The sequence below is a fragment of the Kineococcus deserti genome (genome assembly GCF_050871945.1).
Taxonomy (GTDB): Bacteria; Actinomycetota; Actinomycetes; order Actinomycetales; family Kineococcaceae; genus Kineococcus.
Genome location: NZ_JBJLSI010000003.1, coordinates 201,645 through 217,119 on the forward strand (window position 1 = coordinate 201,645; position 15,475 = coordinate 217,119).

At 75.1% G+C, this 15,475-nt stretch carries 11 protein-coding genes and 1 tRNA gene; 6 read left to right on the top strand and 6 right to left on the bottom strand.

The window, feature by feature from the left end:
* Complete coding sequence (locus tag ACRYR2_RS04165) at positions 1-774, top strand: alpha/beta fold hydrolase (RefSeq protein WP_432561561.1); 774 nt, start codon at positions 1-3, stop codon at positions 772-774.
* Here ACRYR2_RS04165 and ACRYR2_RS04170 read toward each other — a convergent pair.
* Together ACRYR2_RS04170 and ACRYR2_RS04175 are read right to left on the bottom strand one after the other, a co-directional pair.
* On the bottom strand, positions 757-1,803 hold the full coding sequence (locus ACRYR2_RS04170) for an alpha/beta fold hydrolase (RefSeq protein ID WP_432561562.1): 1,047 nt from the start codon (positions 1,801-1,803) through the stop codon (positions 757-759). The genes ACRYR2_RS04165 and ACRYR2_RS04170 overlap by 18 nt on opposite strands.
* A 54-nt stretch (positions 1,804-1,857) precedes the next feature.
* Positions 1,858-1,934 (bottom strand) — tRNA-Thr (locus ACRYR2_RS04175).
* Between the two features lie 141 nt (positions 1,935-2,075).
* On the opposite strand from ACRYR2_RS04175, the gene ACRYR2_RS04180 reads away from it, so the two are divergent.
* On the top strand, positions 2,076-2,669 hold the full coding sequence (locus ACRYR2_RS04180; RefSeq protein WP_432561563.1) for a DedA family protein: 594 nt from the start codon (positions 2,076-2,078) through the stop codon (positions 2,667-2,669).
* Here ACRYR2_RS04180 and ACRYR2_RS04185 read toward each other — a convergent pair.
* The 3 genes from ACRYR2_RS04185 to ACRYR2_RS04195 form a co-directional block, all read right to left on the bottom strand.
* Entirely contained in the window at positions 2,638-5,289 is a 2,652-nt protein-coding gene (locus tag ACRYR2_RS04185) for a putative bifunctional diguanylate cyclase/phosphodiesterase (RefSeq protein ID WP_432561564.1), read from the bottom strand. The two genes, ACRYR2_RS04180 and ACRYR2_RS04185, sit on opposite strands and share 32 nt — an antisense overlap.
* Before the next feature lie 125 nt (positions 5,290-5,414).
* Positions 5,415-8,012 carry a putative bifunctional diguanylate cyclase/phosphodiesterase gene (locus ACRYR2_RS04190; protein WP_432561565.1) on the bottom strand — a complete coding sequence of 866 codons (2,598 nt, stop codon included), beginning with the start codon at positions 8,010-8,012 and terminating at the stop codon, positions 5,415-5,417.
* Positions 8,013-8,114: 102 nt separating this feature from the next.
* The gene (locus tag ACRYR2_RS04195) at positions 8,115-9,131 is read right to left on the bottom strand and encodes a zinc-dependent alcohol dehydrogenase (protein ID WP_432561566.1); all 1,017 of its coding nucleotides are present in this window, start codon (positions 9,129-9,131) and stop codon (positions 8,115-8,117) included.
* A 185-nt stretch (positions 9,132-9,316) separates the two neighbouring features.
* Here ACRYR2_RS04195 and ACRYR2_RS04200 point away from each other — a divergent pair, with 185 nt between their 5' ends.
* A complete protein-coding gene (locus ACRYR2_RS04200) occupies positions 9,317-10,495 on the top strand; it encodes an acyltransferase family protein (RefSeq protein ID WP_432561567.1) in 1,179 nt (392 codons plus the stop codon).
* On the opposite strand, the gene ACRYR2_RS04205 is transcribed toward ACRYR2_RS04200, so the two are convergent.
* Positions 10,464-10,811 carry a hypothetical protein gene (locus ACRYR2_RS04205; protein ID WP_432561568.1) on the bottom strand — a complete coding sequence of 116 codons (348 nt, stop codon included), beginning with the start codon at positions 10,809-10,811 and terminating at the stop codon, positions 10,464-10,466. The two genes, ACRYR2_RS04200 and ACRYR2_RS04205, sit on opposite strands and share 32 nt — an antisense overlap.
* A gap of 327 nt (positions 10,812-11,138) precedes the next feature.
* On the opposite strand from ACRYR2_RS04205, the gene ACRYR2_RS04210 reads away from it, so the two are divergent.
* The 3 genes from ACRYR2_RS04210 (at position 11,139) to ACRYR2_RS04220 (ending at position 15,465) form a co-directional block, all read left to right on the top strand.
* The gene (locus ACRYR2_RS04210) at positions 11,139-12,476 is read left to right on the top strand and encodes a bifunctional o-acetylhomoserine/o-acetylserine sulfhydrylase (protein WP_432561569.1); all 1,338 of its coding nucleotides are present in this window, start codon (positions 11,139-11,141) and stop codon (positions 12,474-12,476) included.
* A 104-nt stretch (positions 12,477-12,580) separates the two neighbouring features.
* A complete protein-coding gene (metX, locus tag ACRYR2_RS04215) occupies positions 12,581-13,747 on the top strand; it encodes a homoserine O-acetyltransferase MetX (RefSeq protein WP_432561615.1) in 1,167 nt (388 codons plus the stop codon).
* A gap of 146 nt (positions 13,748-13,893) precedes the next feature.
* A complete protein-coding gene (locus tag ACRYR2_RS04220) occupies positions 13,894-15,465 on the top strand; it encodes a methyl-accepting chemotaxis protein (protein WP_432561570.1) in 1,572 nt (523 codons plus the stop codon).
* The last annotated feature ends 10 nt before the right edge of the window (positions 15,466-15,475 follow it).

Sequence of the window (15,475 nt, forward strand, 5' to 3'; positions counted from 1 at the left end):
GTGACCGCTCCGCTCGCCGTCGACCACCGCCCCGGCCCCGGCCCGCTCGTGGTCTTCCTGCACGCCGGCGTGGCCGACCGGCGCAGCTGGGCCGACGCCCTGCCGGCCGGAGCGAGCACCCTCACCTACGACCGCCGGGGTTTCGGCCGATCGCCGCTGCCGGGGCAGGAGTTCACCCACCTCGGCGATCTGCGCGACCTGCTGGCCACCCACGGCCCGGCCGTGCTGGTCGGCAGTTCGATGGGCGGCGGACTGGCGCTCGACGCGGCGCTGGAACTGCCGGAGCTGGTGCGCGGCCTGGTCCTGCTGGCACCCGCGGTCAGCGGCGCTCCCGAACCGCAGGAGGCCGACCCCCGGACCCTCGAACTCGACGCCGCTGCCGAGTCGGCGGCCGCCGCCGGCGACGTCGAGCGCACCGTCGAACTCGAGGCGCAGCTGTGGCTGGACGGGCCGCGCTCGGCGCCCGGCCGGGTCGGCGGCGCCGCCCGGGAACTGTTCCGCGACATGGACCGGATCGCGGTGCGGAACCAGGCCTTCGCGCACGGCCACTGCCGGGTGGAGGCCTGGTCGCGGCTGGGGGAACTGCGCGTTCCGGTGACGATCGCCACCGGCGACCTCGACTGCGGCTACCTGCTGACCCGCACCACGGAGTTGCTGGAACGCGTCCCGGGCGCCCGGCGCGCCGACCTGCCCGGCACCGCGCACCTGCCGTACCTGGAGCGGCCCGACCTGGTGCGGAACCTGGTGGAGGAGTTCCTACAGCACCTTGCGTAGACCGGCGACGAAGTCGGCGGGCCGTTCCCACGCCCCGAAGTGCCCGCCGGCCTCGACGACCTCCCAGGACCGGACGTCGAAGCTGCGCTCGCCGTACTCGCGGGGCGCGCGGACCAGGTCGTGCGCGAACTGGGTCACCGCGGTCGGCGTGTCCACCGGCCCGACCAGCGAACGCGGCTCGACGTAGGGCCCGAAGGAGGTCCCGATCGTCCCGGTGACCCAGTACGCGGTGATCCACGTCAGCGCGTCGTCGTACCCGAAACCGTCCGCGGCGCCCAGGCCGTGCTGGCTCCAGGAGTGCAGCTTCTCCCCGATCCAGGCGGCCAGCCCGGCGGGGGAGTCGCCCAGGCCGACGGCCAGGGTGTGCGGTTTCGTCGACTGCTCGGCGCTGTACCCGCCCTCGGTGGCCCGCCACCGCCGGACGACCTCGAGGTAGTCGCGCTCGGGAGCGGACAGGTCGGCGGGATCGAGGGCGAACAGCGTGCCGAGCGGGATGTCGGTCAGGTGCAGCGCGGCGACGTGCTCGGGGTGGCGGGCGGCCAGCTGGTGCGCCACCCGGCTGCCGATGTCGCCGCCGGAGACGACGTACCGCTCGTAGCCGAGGTCGGCCATCGTCGCGGCCACCAGGTCGGCCATCACCTCCGTCGTCGTGCCCGGCTCGGTGAGCGGGTCGGAGAACGGGAAGCCGGGCAGCGCCGGCACGACGACGTCGGCGCCGGTCAGCAGCGGCAGGACCCGCTCGTAGCGCAGCACCGAGTCCGGCCACCCGTGCAGCAGGACCACCGCCGGGCCACCCGAGCGCTGCACGACCGCCCGCAGCGCCGAGGACACCCAGGGCCAGGACCGGATGCGCTCCTCGGGACCACGCCAGTCGAAGTCGGCCCAGCGGGCCAGCAGCTCGTCGAGCGCCTCGGTGTCGGTGCCGCGGCTCCACGCCGCGACCTCGGGCACGCGGACGCGGCGGGTCGCGCGGAGCCGCCGCCGCAGGTCCTCCAGCACGGCGTCGTCGACGCGCTCCGGTGCGCTCACCCCACCAGTCTGGAGAACGACGGAGGGCCCGTCCATCTGGACGGGCCCTCCCGGTGGAGCCGCCTCGGGGAATCGAACCCCGGACCTACGCATTACGAGTGCGTCGCTCTGGCCGACTGAGCTAAGGCGGCACGGCTGGTCGTGCTGGTGCGCTCTTGCGAGCACGGTCAGTGAGCTTACAGGACGCGGACGGGTGCCCCCACCCGTGCCCACCTGTCCGCCGGCCGGGAGGCGTCGCCGCGCCCGGGCTGCGGGGGCGAGGATGAGGTCCCGTGGCGCACCTCCTGGACCCGACCGCCCACGCCGACAACTGGTTGTGGGCGTTGTGCGTGCTGCTGGCGGCCGTCGTCGTCGGGGCGCTGCTGCCGGTGCTGCCGACGGGAGCGGTGGTCAGCGCGATGGCGGCGCTGGGGCACCACCGTTCGTGGGTCTCCTTCACCGAGGTGGTCCTGGTCGGGGCGGCCGCGGCCTACGTGGCCGACCTGGTCCTGTACGCGCTGCTGCTGCGCGGGTCGCACACCCGGTGGGGCCGGACGCTGCAGCGCCGCGCCGAACGCCAGGGGCACCTGGACGACCTGGGCCGGCGGCTGTCCCGGCACGACGTCGGCACGCTCACGACGTCCCGGCTGCTGCCGGGGGCGCGGGTGCCGGTGATGGCCGCGGCCGCGGCGACCGACTACCCCCTCGTGCGCTTCGCCGTGGCCGACGTGCTGCCCGTGGCGTGCTGGGCGGTGGCCTACGCCGGGCTCGGGCTGGCCGGGCGCAGCGTCAGCGACCGGCCGTGGGTGGGGGCCCTGGCGGCGGTGGCGTTCGGGGTCGCGGCCTCGGGGGCCGTCACGCTCGTGCGGCGGTGGCGAGCGCGCTGACGTCGGCCGCGGGCAGGGGCCGGGCGAACAGGTACCCCTGGGCGGCGTCGCAGTCGGCCGCCAGCAGCGCCGCCAGCTGCTCGTCGTCCTCCACGCCCTCGGCCACCACGCCCAGGGAGAAGCTGTGCGCCGCGCCGATGACGAGCCGGACCAGGTCGGCGTGCGCGCTGTCCTGGGAGGCCACGAAGCTGCGGTCGATCTTCAGCACGTCCACCGGCAGCCGGGACAGCTGGCCGATCGAGGTGTAGCCGGTGCCGAAGTCGTCGAGGGCGACCTTGACGCCCAGGGCCCGCAGGGCGCGCAGGTGCTCGCGGGCGGTGGGCTCGTCGACCAGCACGGTCTCGGTGATCTCGATCACCAGGCGTTCGGGGACGATCCCGGCGCGGGCCAGGGCCACGGCCACGTCACCCAGCAGCCGGGGCTGGGCCAGGTGCCGGCCGGAGACGTTGACGGCGGCGGTGATGCCGGCCAGCGGTCCGCCCTCGGCGTCCCAGGCGGCCAGCTGTGCGGCCGCCTCGGTCAGCGCCCAGCGGCCGAGGTCGCAGACGAGGTCGGAGTCCTCGGCGACGGGGATGAAGGCGTCGGGGTCGACGGGGCCGTGACCGGGCCGGTGCCAGCGCACGAGCGCCTCGACGCCGGTGACCGCCGAGGTCGTCAGGTCCAGCACGGGCTGGTAGTGCAGGACGAGCTCACCGTCCTCGAGCCCGGCGCGCAGCGCCTCCTCCAGGTCGCTGCGCCGGGCCAGCTCGGTGCGCAGGGCCTCGTCGAAGACGGCGACGGTCCCGCGGCCGGCGGCCTTGGCGCGGTAGGCGGCGACGTCGGCCTCGAGCAGGAGCCGTTCGGCCGAGCCGCCGCCGGCGGGGCTGAGGGCCACCCCGACGCTGGCCCCGACGCGCACCCGGACGCCGGCGTGCCGGCCGGACAGGTCGACCGGGGCGCAGACGGCGTCGATGAGGCGGTTGCCGAGGTCGACCAGACCGGCGTGCCCGTCGTCCTCGTCCCCCGGCCGGTCCACGACGACGACGAACTCGTCCCCGCCGAGCCGCGCGAGGGCGTCCCCCTGCCGCAGGCAGTCCGTCATGCGGGCGCTGACCACCTGCAGCAGTTCGTCCCCGGCCGCGTGGCCGTGGGTGTCGTTGACGGCCTTGAAGTGGTCGAGGTCGACGAACAGCAGCCCGGTCCGGCCACCCACCTGCGCCGTCCGGTGCAGGGAGGCGTCGATGAGCTCGGCCGCCCGGACCCGGTTGGGCAGGGCGGTGAGCGCGTCGTGGGAGGCCTGGTGGGCCAGGACGGCCTGCAGCTGTTCCCGTTCGTGCAGGGCGCTGACCATGCGCCGCACCGAGGCGTGCACGACCTCGCCCAGCGGGCCGTGCACCGGCCGGCGCACGACGTCGGCGTCCAGGGCGCCGTCGGCCACGGCCTGCGCCTGGTCGCGCACCCGGCGCAGGTTGTCGACGGCCACGGCCAGGCCGCGGGCCACCGTGCGCACCTCCACGGGGCCGCTCTCCTCGACGTCGAGGAGGTCGCCGTCGCTGACGGCGCGGGCCTGCTCGGCCAGCCGGCGCAGCGGTGCGGCGATCCAGCGCCGGATCAGCACGGCCGCGGCCAGGGTGCCCAGGACGACGAGGGAGCACACGGCCAGGAGGATCCACAGCGTGCGGCTGGCCCGTTCGGCCGGTCCGCCGGCGGCGTCCACGGCCTGGGCGCCGATCTCGTCGACGACCCGGCGCAGCGACTCGTCGCGGCTGCCGTTGGCCGAGGCCAGCCCCACGAACTGCTCCACGCTGAGGGTCTGCTCCTGCAGCGCGCCGGCCTGCAGGAGCAGGTCCACGTCGCGCGCGCCGGGCTCCCCGGTGGCCTGGGCCCACCGCTGGACCACCTCGGGGGAGCCCTGCGCGACGACCTCGGCGGCGGCGGTGCGGAAACCGCCCCAGGCGGACAGGAACGCGGTCTCGTTCGCCCCGCCGGTGGTGGCGGCGGCGAAGTAGAGGGGAACCTCGACGCTGGCCAGGGCCGAGGCGCGGGAGACCAGCTGCAGGTCGGCCAGCGTGCTGGTGCCGGCGGCGTCGAGGCCCTCGGACCGGGCGGCCTGCAGGAGCGCGCTGACCTGCCCGGCCAGGTCCTGCGCGACCCTCTGGTAGCCGGCGAAGACGTCGGCCAGGTTCGTGCCGCCGGTGGACTCCTCCCGCAGCCGCGCCACGGTGGCCGCCGCGGCCTGGGCCTGCCGTGCCGCCCCGGTGCCGCGGGCCTGCGCGACGGCCTCGTCGGTGCCCCGGCGGGCGGTGGCCAGCTGGGTCTGCAGCGCCGGGCCGGCGAGGGTGGCGACGGAGGACAGCTGGCCGGAGTCGACCCCGACGGAGGTCGCGGTGCCCGGGTCGTCCAGGACGGCCTTGCCCAGGACGGGGACGACCTCGCGTGCCACGGCGGCGCGCAGGGCGTCCAGGGCGACGGCGCTGCTGACGTCGTCGGCGGCGGCCGCGGCGGCCTGCGCGCGGCCGGCCTGGTCGTCGACGGTGTAGGCCATGATCCCGACCAGGCCGACGACGGGGACCAGGACGAGGCCGATGAGGCTGCGCTGCAGCGAACCGGGTCTTCGTCGCCGAGGGCGGGGCAGTGGCACGGAACGCTCCTCGACGGTCCTGCAGGTGCTGGTCCCGCGCCACAGTAGTTGTGACGGTGCGTCGACCGGTAGTCACTCCGAGGTCGACGGTGGCGGCGCCGGGCGGGCGGACACCCGCGCGTGCCTCACGTCACGAGGATCGACGCCGCCGGCAGGTCCGCGGCCGGGACCGGCCGGGCGAACAGGTAGCCCTGCGCCGCGTCGCAGGAGGCCGCCAGCAGCGCCGAGAGCTGGGTGTCCTCCTCCACGCCCTCGGCCACCACGCCCAGGGAGAAGCTGTGCGCGGCGCTGATGAGCAACCGGACGAGGTCGGCGTGCCCGGCGTCGGGGGAGGACACGAAGCTGCGGTCGATCTTCAGCACGTCCACCGGCAGCCGGGACAGCTGGCCGATCGAGGTGTAACCGGTGCCGAAGTCGTCGATGGCGACCCGGACGCCGATCTCGCGCAGCGAGCGCAGGTGCTCCAGCGCCAGCGGCTCGTCGACCAGGACGGTCTCGGTGATCTCGATCGTCAGCCGCGAGGGGACGACGCCGCTGGCGGTCAGGGCGTCGGTGACGTCGTCCAGCAGGTGGGCCTGGGCCAGGTGCCGGCCGGAGATGTTCACCGCCACGCCGAGGCCGGTGCGCTCGCCGCCCTCGCGGTCCCAGCGGACCAGCTGCGCGGTGGCCTCGGCCAGCGCCCACCGGCCCAGGTCGCAGATCAGCGAGGAGGCCTCGGCGACGGGGATGAACGCGTCCGGCGGGACGAGCCCGTGCCCGGGCCGCTGCCAGCGCACGAGCGCCTCGACGCTCCTGGTCCGGCCGGTCTCCAGGTCCAGCACCGGCTGGTAGTACAGGACGAGTTCGCCGGTCTCCAGGCCGTGCCGCAGCGCCGTCTCCAGCTCCGAGCGGGCCGACAGCTCGGCGCGCAGTTCGTCGTCGAAGACCTCCACGATCCCGCGGCCGGCGTTCTTGGCGCGGTAGACGGCCGCGTCGGCGTCCTGCACGAGCCGTTCGGCGTCCAGGGCGCCGGGGGCGCTGACCGCCACGCCGATGCTGGCGCCGACGCGCACGTGCTGGGCCTGGGGCAGCCCGGCCAGGGCGACGGGGGCGCTGACGGCGGCGATGAGACGCTGCCCGAGGTCGACCAGGCCCTTCTCGTCCTCCACCCCCTCGACCAGGACGACGAACTCGTCCCCGCCGAGCCGGCACACGACGTCGCCGCCGCGGACGGTGTCGTGCATGCGCGTGGCCACGGTGCGCAGGAGCTCGTCGCCGGCGGCGTGGCCGAAGCTGTCGTTGACGGCCTTGAAGTGGTCGAGGTCGACGAACAGCAGCCCGACCCGGCCCCCGTTGCCGTGCTGGCGGGCCGCGCGGTGCAGGGCGCGGCCGGCGAGTTCGAGGGTCTGGGCGCGGTTGGGCAGTTCGGTCAGCGCGTCGTGGGCGGCCTGGTGGGCCAGGTCCGCCTGCAGCCGCTCGCGTTCGTGGAAGGCGGCCAGGACCTGGGTGACCGAGGCGTGCACGACCTCGCCCAGCGGGCCGGGCACCGGGGTGCGGACGACCTCGGAGTCCAGGTCGCCCGCCGCGATGGCCCGGGCCTGGGCGCGGACCTGCCGCAGGCTGTCGACCGCCGCGGACAGGCCCTGGGCCACCACGCGGACCTCGGTGGGGCCGTTCTCGGAGACGTCGACCAGCTCGCCGGCGGCCACGGCGCGGGCCTGCCCGGCCAGCCGGCCCAGCGGCCCGGCGATGACCCGGCGCACGACCAGGGTGCCGGTCAGGGTCGCCGCCACGACCAGCCCGCACAGGACGAGCAGCCGCTGCAGCTGGCCGCGGGCCTCGTCGGACTGCCGCTGGGCCTGGTCGACGACGTTCGCGGCGGCCCCGGTCAGGACCTCACGCAGGTCCTCGTCGCGCTGGGCCGCGTCGAGGGCGAGGGCGGTCAGGTCGGCCGGGTCGGGTGGTGCGCCACCGGAGGTCCCGTCGAGGGCTGCGCTGTCGAGCACCTCGGCCAGCTGCCGGGCCGCCTGCGTCCCGGTGGCCGCCCGCCAGGCCGCGACCACGGCCGGCTCGGACAGGGTCGAGACGTCGGCCGCGGCCTGCCGGTAGGCGCCCCAGACCTTCAGGAACTGCGCGCGGTCGACGGTCTGCGCCCGGGCGACGGTGGCCAGGTAGGAGGAGATCTCCAGGCTGGCCAGGCCGGTGGCCCGGGAGGTGCGCTGCAGGTCGGCCAGGGCGGTGGCCAGCTCACCGTCCAGCCCCAGCGCGCGGGCGGTGCGCAGGTGCCCGTTGACCTCGCCGGCCAGGTCGGCCAGCAGGTCGTCGTAGCGGGAGTAGCCGGCGTCGAGGTCGGTCCGGATCGTCTCGCGGGCGGCGTGCAGGGCGAGGGCGGCCTCGCGGGCGGTGTCGGCGGCGAGCCCGGAGGCGGCGGTCGTGACGGCCGTGTCCGTGGCGACCGTGCTGTCGACGGCGGCGGCCTGGCCGCCGACGACGCCGAGGTTGGCCCCCAGGACCGGGACGACCTCCTGGGCCACGGCGCTGCGCAGGCCGTCGAGCGCGACGGCGGCCTGCACCTCGGCCAGGGCGGTCTCGGCGTCGCGGGCGTGCCCCAGCCGGTCGTCGACCGAGACCGCGGCGACGGCGGACAGCCCCAGGACGGGGACGAGCACGAGGCCGAGCAGGGTGGACTGCAACGGGCGCGACTTCCTCGTCGTGCGGGCCCGGGCCGGGTGCGATGCGGTCACGTCAGCGCTTCGGCCCGGCCGCCGGAGCTGTTGAGCGCCGGCGGCCACAACCACCCGGTTGCCACGAAACCCCTGGAACGGCAAGGGGTTCGCTTCTAGAAGTCAGGGCTTGAGCAGCACCTTCAGTGCCCCGGAACGGGCGGCGAGGACGTCGAGCGCCTGCTGGGCCTCGGCGAGGTCGAACTCGTGGGTGATCAGCGGGGCCGGGTCCAGGACGCCGGCGGAGAACGCGCGCACGGCGTAGGCCCAGGCACGGGTCGGGGCGCCGAAGACGGTCAGGACGTGCACGTTGCGCGAGACCAGGTCCAGGGAGGACAGGTCGTCGGCGTCCTGCGCGGGGATGCCGGTCAGGACCACCCGGCCGCCGCGCCGGGTCAGCCGGACCGACGTTCGGGCGACGCCGGGAACGCCCGCGGCCTCGATGACGGCGTCGAAGGTCCCGTCCGCCAGCGTGCCCGCGTCGGGGGTGTAGTGCGCCGCGCCGCAGGTCGCCGCCAGCTCGCGGCGGTCCTCGTTGTGGTGCACCACGGTCACCTGGCAGCCGGCGCCCGCGAGCAGCTGCACGCACAGCAGGCCCAGCGTGCCGGCGCCCACGACGGCGACCTTGGAGCCGGCGCTGACGTCGGCCAGCAGGACGGCCTCGGCCACGCAGGCCGCCGGCTCGATGCCGGCCGCGGCGCGCAGGTCGGCGCCCTCGGGCAGCAGGTGCAGGTAGCGGGCCGGGATCGTCAGCCAGGTCGACCAGCCGCCGGGCAGGGTGAACCCGGTCTCCTCGTACGCCTGCGCCCAGCCCTCGGTGTCGCCCTCGACCGAGCTCGGGGTGCCCTCGGCCGTGCGGATGCCCTGGCCGACGACACCACGGCCGACGATGCCCTCGGGCACCCCCGGCCCCACCTCGCGCACCGTGCCGGACCACTCGTGGCCGGGGACGACGGGGTAGCGGACGAACTCGGCGGGACGGGTGCCGGCGAAGACCTCGCGGTCGGAGCCGCAGATGCCGCAGTAGGCGATCTCCACCAGCGCCTCACCCGGTCCGGGGGCGGGGACGTCGACGTCGTCGAGGAGTTCGAGGTAGCCGGGCTCGGTGATGCGGACCGCTCGGCCGCTGCGCTGCGTCATGGCCGCAACGTAGCCGGTGGCCCGGTGCGGGGCGGGAATGGGCCGTCCGGGGGACCGGATCGGGCCGGACGGGTGGTCGTGCCGGGCCGAACGGGGGGACCTGGTTGAGCCGAACAGGGGACCGGACTGGGCCGAACGGGGGAGGTGGTGACCGCGGGCACAGGTGTCTGCCAGGATCCGGCACCATGTCCAGCAACCTGACCCCACCGTCTCTGCCGGTGCAGGAAGGGGCGGCGCCGGCGACGGTGACCCTCCGGCGGCAACGGGTCTCCACGCACTCGGTGCACGCCGTCCGGGCGCTGGCCGCCGTCCTCGTCGTGGTCGCCCACCTCACCGGGCCGGTGGGGTTCGAGGGCAAGGTCTTCGACGGCGGGCCGGGCGCCTTCGCCTGGCTGCGCGAGGCGACCGTCGGCATCGGGGTCGACGTCTTCCTCACCCTCAGCGGGTTCTTCCTCGTGCTGACCGCGGCCGGGCCGCGGCTGGGCGAGCGCAGCGTCGGGACGTCGCTGTGGCGCCGGCTCGTCCGCGTCCTGCCGCTGTACTGGCTGGCCACGCTGGGGGTCCTGGCCATCGCCGTGGTGATGCCGGGGGAGGTCAACGGCAACCAGGAGCACGCCCCCGACGTCCTGGCCTCCTTCCTGCTGCTGCCGCAGCCGGGACTGCCGCTGCTGCTGGTCGGCTGGACGCTGACCCACATCGTGGCGTTCTACCTGGTCTTCCACCTCGGTCTGCTGACCCGCAGCTCCCGCGGGCTGTGGAGCGTCCTGGCCGCGTGGGCGGTCGTGGTGCTGGTGGTCAACGTGGTGCTGCGGGTGTCGCCCGAGGGCACCGGTGGCCCGGCACTGGCCGCGCTGGGCAGCCTGTTCAACCTGCACCCGCTGCTGGGGGCGCTGCTGGCGCAGCTGCTGCTGTCCGGGGTCCGCGCCCACGGTCGCGCGGCCCTGGCGGTGGGGGCGCTGGCGCTGGCGGCCCTCACCGGGCTGCGGCTGGTGCCGGGGTTCGACGGGACGAGCCAGGACTACCGGTTCTTCGGCACGACGGTGGCGGTCTGCGTGTTCCTGTACGGCCTGGTCGTGCTGGAGCAGCGCCGCGGGTGGCGCAGCCCGCGGTTCCTGACGTCGGTGGCGACGTCCTCGTACTCGCTGTACCTCGTGCACGTCCCGCTGCTGGGGGCGCTGGCCGCGGTGCTGGCCCGGTTCGGGCTGCCCGGCGCCGTGCCCCTGCGCGTGCTGGTCGTGCTCGCCGTCCTGGCGGCGTGCCTGGGCGTCGCGCACCTGGTGCACCGCTGGATCGAGGCGCCGATGACGCGCTGGCTCGGCGACCGGGCGCCGGTCAGGGCGCGGGGCGCTCGGCCCGCTCGATGACCTCGGTCAGCGCGGCGACGAGGCGGTGGGCCTCGGGCAGGGACAGCTGGGCGATGTCGCCGATGAACACGCGCGGGCCGAAGCGGCGCAGGACGGTCTGCCCGCCTTCGGCGTAGGCCAGGTCGGTGGACTCCAGCCGCACCGGGCAGGGGCGCTCGGCGCCCTCGTCACCTTCGAGCGGGACGACCCGCGCCTCGAAGCTGTGCAGCCAGCCGCCTTCGACCTCCAGTCCTCTGGAGGCCCACGCCGGAGCGTCCCAGCGGATGACCTGGATCGAGTCGTCCGCCACCTGCGCGGTCGTGCGCTGGTCGTCCATCGGCGCTCCAGACTGAGTAGTAGTGCTGACGGTGAGCAAGTGGTTGCACACAGTTCCACCGCCAGCCTGCCAGACCTGTGAAGATTCCGCGCCGTGTTCGGCAGAACACTCTCAGTTGATCATGGAAGGTGCTGGCGCCGCCCGCCGCGGAGGCGCCCGCCAGGGAGTTGCCGAAGCGTTCACCGCGGCGGCACCATCGGGACGTGCTCCCACCGCTGGTCGTGCTCGACCCGTTCTGGCCGAGCCGACGCGAGTACCTGTTCGACGGGTGGTGTCGGCGGTCCTGACCCGCCCCGACCCCCGTCCCGCCTGCACGAAGGACCTCGCGTGAGCACCGAACAGACCCCTGCCGTCGACCCCGCCTCCTGGAGCTTCGAGACCCTCCAGGTCCACGCCGGGCAGACCCCGGACCCGACCACCGGCGCCCGCGCGCTGCCGATCTACCAGACGACCAGCTACGCCTTCCGGGACACCGACCACGCCGCGGCGCTGTTCGGGCTCACCGAGCTCGGCAACATCTACACGCGGATCATGAACCCGACGCAGGACACCGTCGAGCAGCGCATCGCCGCGCTCGAAGGCGGCATCGGCGCCCTCCTCGTCGCCTCCGGCCAGGCCGCCGAGACGCTGGCGATCCTCAACATCGCCTCCGCCGGCGACCACGTCGTCTCCTCCCCCCGGCTGTACGGGGGGACCTACAACCTCTTCCACCACACGCTGCCCAAGATGGGCATCTCGGTCAGCTTCGTGGACGACCCCGACGACGCCGCCTCGTGGGCGGCGGCCGTGCGCCCGGAGACCAAGCTGTTCTACGGCGAGACGATCTCCAACCCCGCCGGTGACGTCCTCGACCTCGAGGTCGTCGCCGGTGTGGCGCACGAGCACGGCGTCCCGCTCGTCGTCGACAACACCATCGCCACGCCCTACCTGGTCCGCCCCTTCGAGCACGGCGCCGACGTCGTCGTGCACTCGGCGACGAAGTACCTCGGCGGCCACGGCACGGCCGTCGCCGGCGTCGTCGTCGACTCCGGCCGCTTCGACTGGGCCGCCTCGGGCCGCTTCCCCGGCCTCACCACGCCCGACCCGAGCTACCACGGCGTCGTGTTCACCGACGCCGTCGGCCCGGCCGCCTTCCTCACCAAGCTGCGGGTGCAGCTGCTGCGCGACCTCGGCCCGGCGATCGCCCCGTTCAACGCCTTCCTCATCGCCCAGGGCCTGGAGACGCTGTCGCTGCGGGTCGAGCGGCACGTGCAGAACGCCCAGGCGGTGGCGCGCTTCCTGCAGGGGCGCGACGACGTGCTCCGCGTCAACTACGCCTCGCTGGAGTCCTCGCCCTGGCACGCGCAGGCCCGCAAGTACGCGCCCAAGGGTTCCGGGGCGGTGCTGGCGTTCGAGATCGCCGGCGGCCTGGCCGCCGGCAAGGCGTTCGTCGACGCGCTCGTGCTGCACAGCCACGTCGCCAACATCGGCGACGTGCGCTCCCTCGTGGTGCACCCGGCCTCGACGACGCACAGCCAGCTGACCGAGGCCGAGCAGCTGGCCTCCGGGGTCACCCCGGGGCTGGTGCGGCTGGCCGTCGGCATCGAGAACCTCGACGACATCCTCGCCGACCTGCGGGTCGGGTTCGCGGCCGCGGCCTCCGTCGCGGCCGCCGTGTCCGCCTGAGCCCCACGCATCGGGGACACTGGGTGGTCGAGGTCGAGGGGTTGAGCGCAGGAGTGGTGGTCGTCGACGTGGTGGGTGCCCGGCAGCTGGACGTCCCGGAGCAGGTGTCGCGCGCGCTGGCACCCCCGGCCCCGCCGGCGTCGGGGGGCTGGCGCGAGGGCGACCCGGTCGGCCGCCGGCGCTTCGCCGACGTCGGTGACCTCCCGCTGCAGCTGGGGGGCGTGCTCCCGGGCGTGCGGATCGCCTACGAGACCTGGGGGACGCTGAACGCCGACGGCTCCAACGCCGTGCTCGTCGAGCACGCCCTGACCGGTGACACCCACGTCACCGGCGAGGCCGGCCCCGGGCACCCCACGGCCGGCTGGTGGTCGGCGCTCGTCGGCCCGGGCAAGGCGCTGGACACCGACGAGTGGTTCGTCGTGGCCGCCAACGTCCTCGGCGGCTGCCAGGGGTCGACGGGTCCCTCCTCGTTCCGGCCCGGCACCACGCTGCCGTGGGGGTCGGCGTTCCCGCGCATCACCGTCGGCGACCAGGTCGCGGCCGAGGTGCGGCTGGCCGACCAGCTCGGCATCGCCCGCTTCGCCGCCGTCCTCGGCGGGTCGATGGGCGGCATGCGGTCGCTGGAATGGGCTGCGGCCCGACCCGACCGGGTCGGTGCGGCGCTCGTGCTGGCCTCGGCGGCCGCCGCCACGGCCGACCAGATCGGCGGCCAGAGCGCCCAGATCACCGCCATCGTCTCCGACCCGGGCTGGTGCGGCGGGGACTACCACTCCCGCCCCGACGGGCAGGGCCCGCACACCGGGCTCGGGCTGGCCCGGCGCCTGGCGCACCTGTCCTACCGCACGGCCGCCGAGCTCGACGTCCGCTTCGGCCGCGCGGCCCAGTTCGGCGAGGACCCGCTGTCACCGACCGCGCCGGGCCGCTACGCCGTGCAGAGCTACCTCGACCACCACGCCGACAAGCTCGTGCGCCGCTTCGACGCCGGCTCCTACGTCGCGCTGACCGACGCCATGAACACCTGGGACGTCGGCTTCGGCCGCGGCGGGACGCAGGCCGCGCTGGCCGCGATCACCGTGCCGCTGGTCGTCGTGGCCGTCGACTCCGACCGGCTCTACCCCGTCGCCGACTCCCGGCGCATCGTCGAGGCTGCGCCCGCGGTGGTCGGCGGGTTGCGGCTGGTGACGTCGGCCTCCGGTCACGACGGCTTCCTGCTCGAAGCCGACCAGATCGCACCGCTGGTCACCGAGACCCTGGCGCGCGGCGCCCGCTGACGCACCGCAGTGCTCGATCACCGCAGTGCTTGATCACGGTGGGGGTGCCGCCGTCCAGGCCTCCCGTGATCGAGCACTGCGGTGATCAGGCACTCTGCTGCGCAGGCGGTGGGTCAGACTGGTCGTGATCTTGCCGATGGGGAGTCGTGCGCGCAGTCGACGACCTCCCCGTCCGGATCAAGATCACCGCGGTCATCGCCGTCATGGCCGTCGTCTCCCTCGTCATCGGGGCCGTCGGCGTCAGCCGCGTCCTGGAGCTGCGCTCGGCGATGGAGGCCAACCAGCGCCTGCACGTCGCCCCGCGCACCGACCTCGCCGACGCCCAGCGCTGGTTCCAGGCCACCAAGACCCGCGTCATCGAGTACGGGCCCGTGGCCGAGGCCGACCGCGCCAAGATCCTGACCCAGCAGGACGAGTACAAGGCCAAGCTCGAGGCGTCGCTGGCCGCCTACGAGCCGTTCGTCGTCGACGAGGCCGCCATGGCCGACGCGCAGGAGACGCTCGACGCCTACTGGGCCGCCTTCGAGGCGATCAAGCCCGTCGCCGCCCAGGGCCCGCAGGCCTACGAGGCCGCCTACGTCGACCAGGTCCGCGACCTGACGACCCGGTTCCTCGACGACATCTCCGCCGAGAACGACGAGCAGACCCAGCTCGGCGCCGCCGCCGTCGCCGAGGCCCGGGACGCGGCCACCTCCACCGTCACGGTCATCGTCGTGGTCGGTCTGGTGGGCCTGGCCCTGGCCACCGTGCTGGCGCTGGTCGTGGGCTCGACGATCGTGCGCCGCGTGCAGCGGCTGCGGGACTCGGCGCTCGCGCTGGCCGACGGCGACCTGACCCACGACGTCGAGGTCGACTCCACCGACGAGCTCGGTGACACCGCCCGCGCGCTGAACACCGCGCTGGCCAACCTGCGCTCGCTGCTGGCCGCCGTCGGCGAGTCCTCCACCGCGGTCTCCGCGGCCACCGAGGAGATGACCGCCACCTCGGCCAGCATCGCCGAGTCCGCCCACCGCACCTCGGCCCAGGCCCAGCTCGTGGCCGCCGCCGCGGGCGAGGTGTCCGGGAACCTGCAGACCGTCGCCGCCAGCGCCGAGGAGATGGGCGCCTCCATCTCGGAGATCGCGGGCGGCACCACCGACGTCGCCCGCGTCGCCGGGACCGCCGTCGGCCTGGCCGACGCGACCAACACCACGGTCTCGGCGCTGGGGGAGAGTTCGCGCGAGATCGGTGACGTCGTGCGCGCCATCACCGCCATCGCCGAGCAGACCAACCTGCTCGCGCTCAACGCGACCATCGAGGCCGCCCGCGCCGGGGACGCCGGCAAGGGGTTCGCCGTCGTCGCCGGCGAGGTCAAGGAACTGTCCGTCCAGACCGCGCAGGCCACCGAGGACATCGCCCGCCGCGTGCAGCGCATCCAGGAGGACGCCTCCTCGGCCGCCGCGGCCATCGCCGAGATCGCCGGCGTCATCAACCAGATCTCCGACCACCAGAGCACCATCGCCTCGGCCGTGGAGGAGCAGACCGCCACGACCTCGGAGATGAACCGCAACGTCGCCGACGCCGCCGCCGGGTCCGGTCAGATCGCCGAGAACGTCGGCTCGGTGGCCGAGGCCGCCGCCGTCACCAGCGAGGGCGCCGCCCAGACCCGGGTGGCCGTGCAGGAACTGGCGACGACGGCCGTGCAGCTGCGCGAGCAGGTCGGCCGGTTCCGCGTCTGAACCGGACGGC

What these genes read in the sequence shown, in the direction of transcription:
- ACRYR2_RS04195 (WP_432561566.1), bottom strand. Translation starts at nt 9,131, where the DNA reads ATGACGCAGCGCAGCGGCCGAGCGGTCCGCATCACCGAGCCCGGCTAC.
- ACRYR2_RS04200 (WP_432561567.1), top strand. Translation starts at nt 9,317, where the DNA reads ATGTCCAGCAACCTGACCCCACCGTCTCTGCCGGTGCAGGAAGGGGCG.
- ACRYR2_RS04205 (WP_432561568.1), bottom strand. Translation starts at nt 10,811, where the DNA reads ATGGACGACCAGCGCACGACCGCGCAGGTGGCGGACGACTCGATCCAG.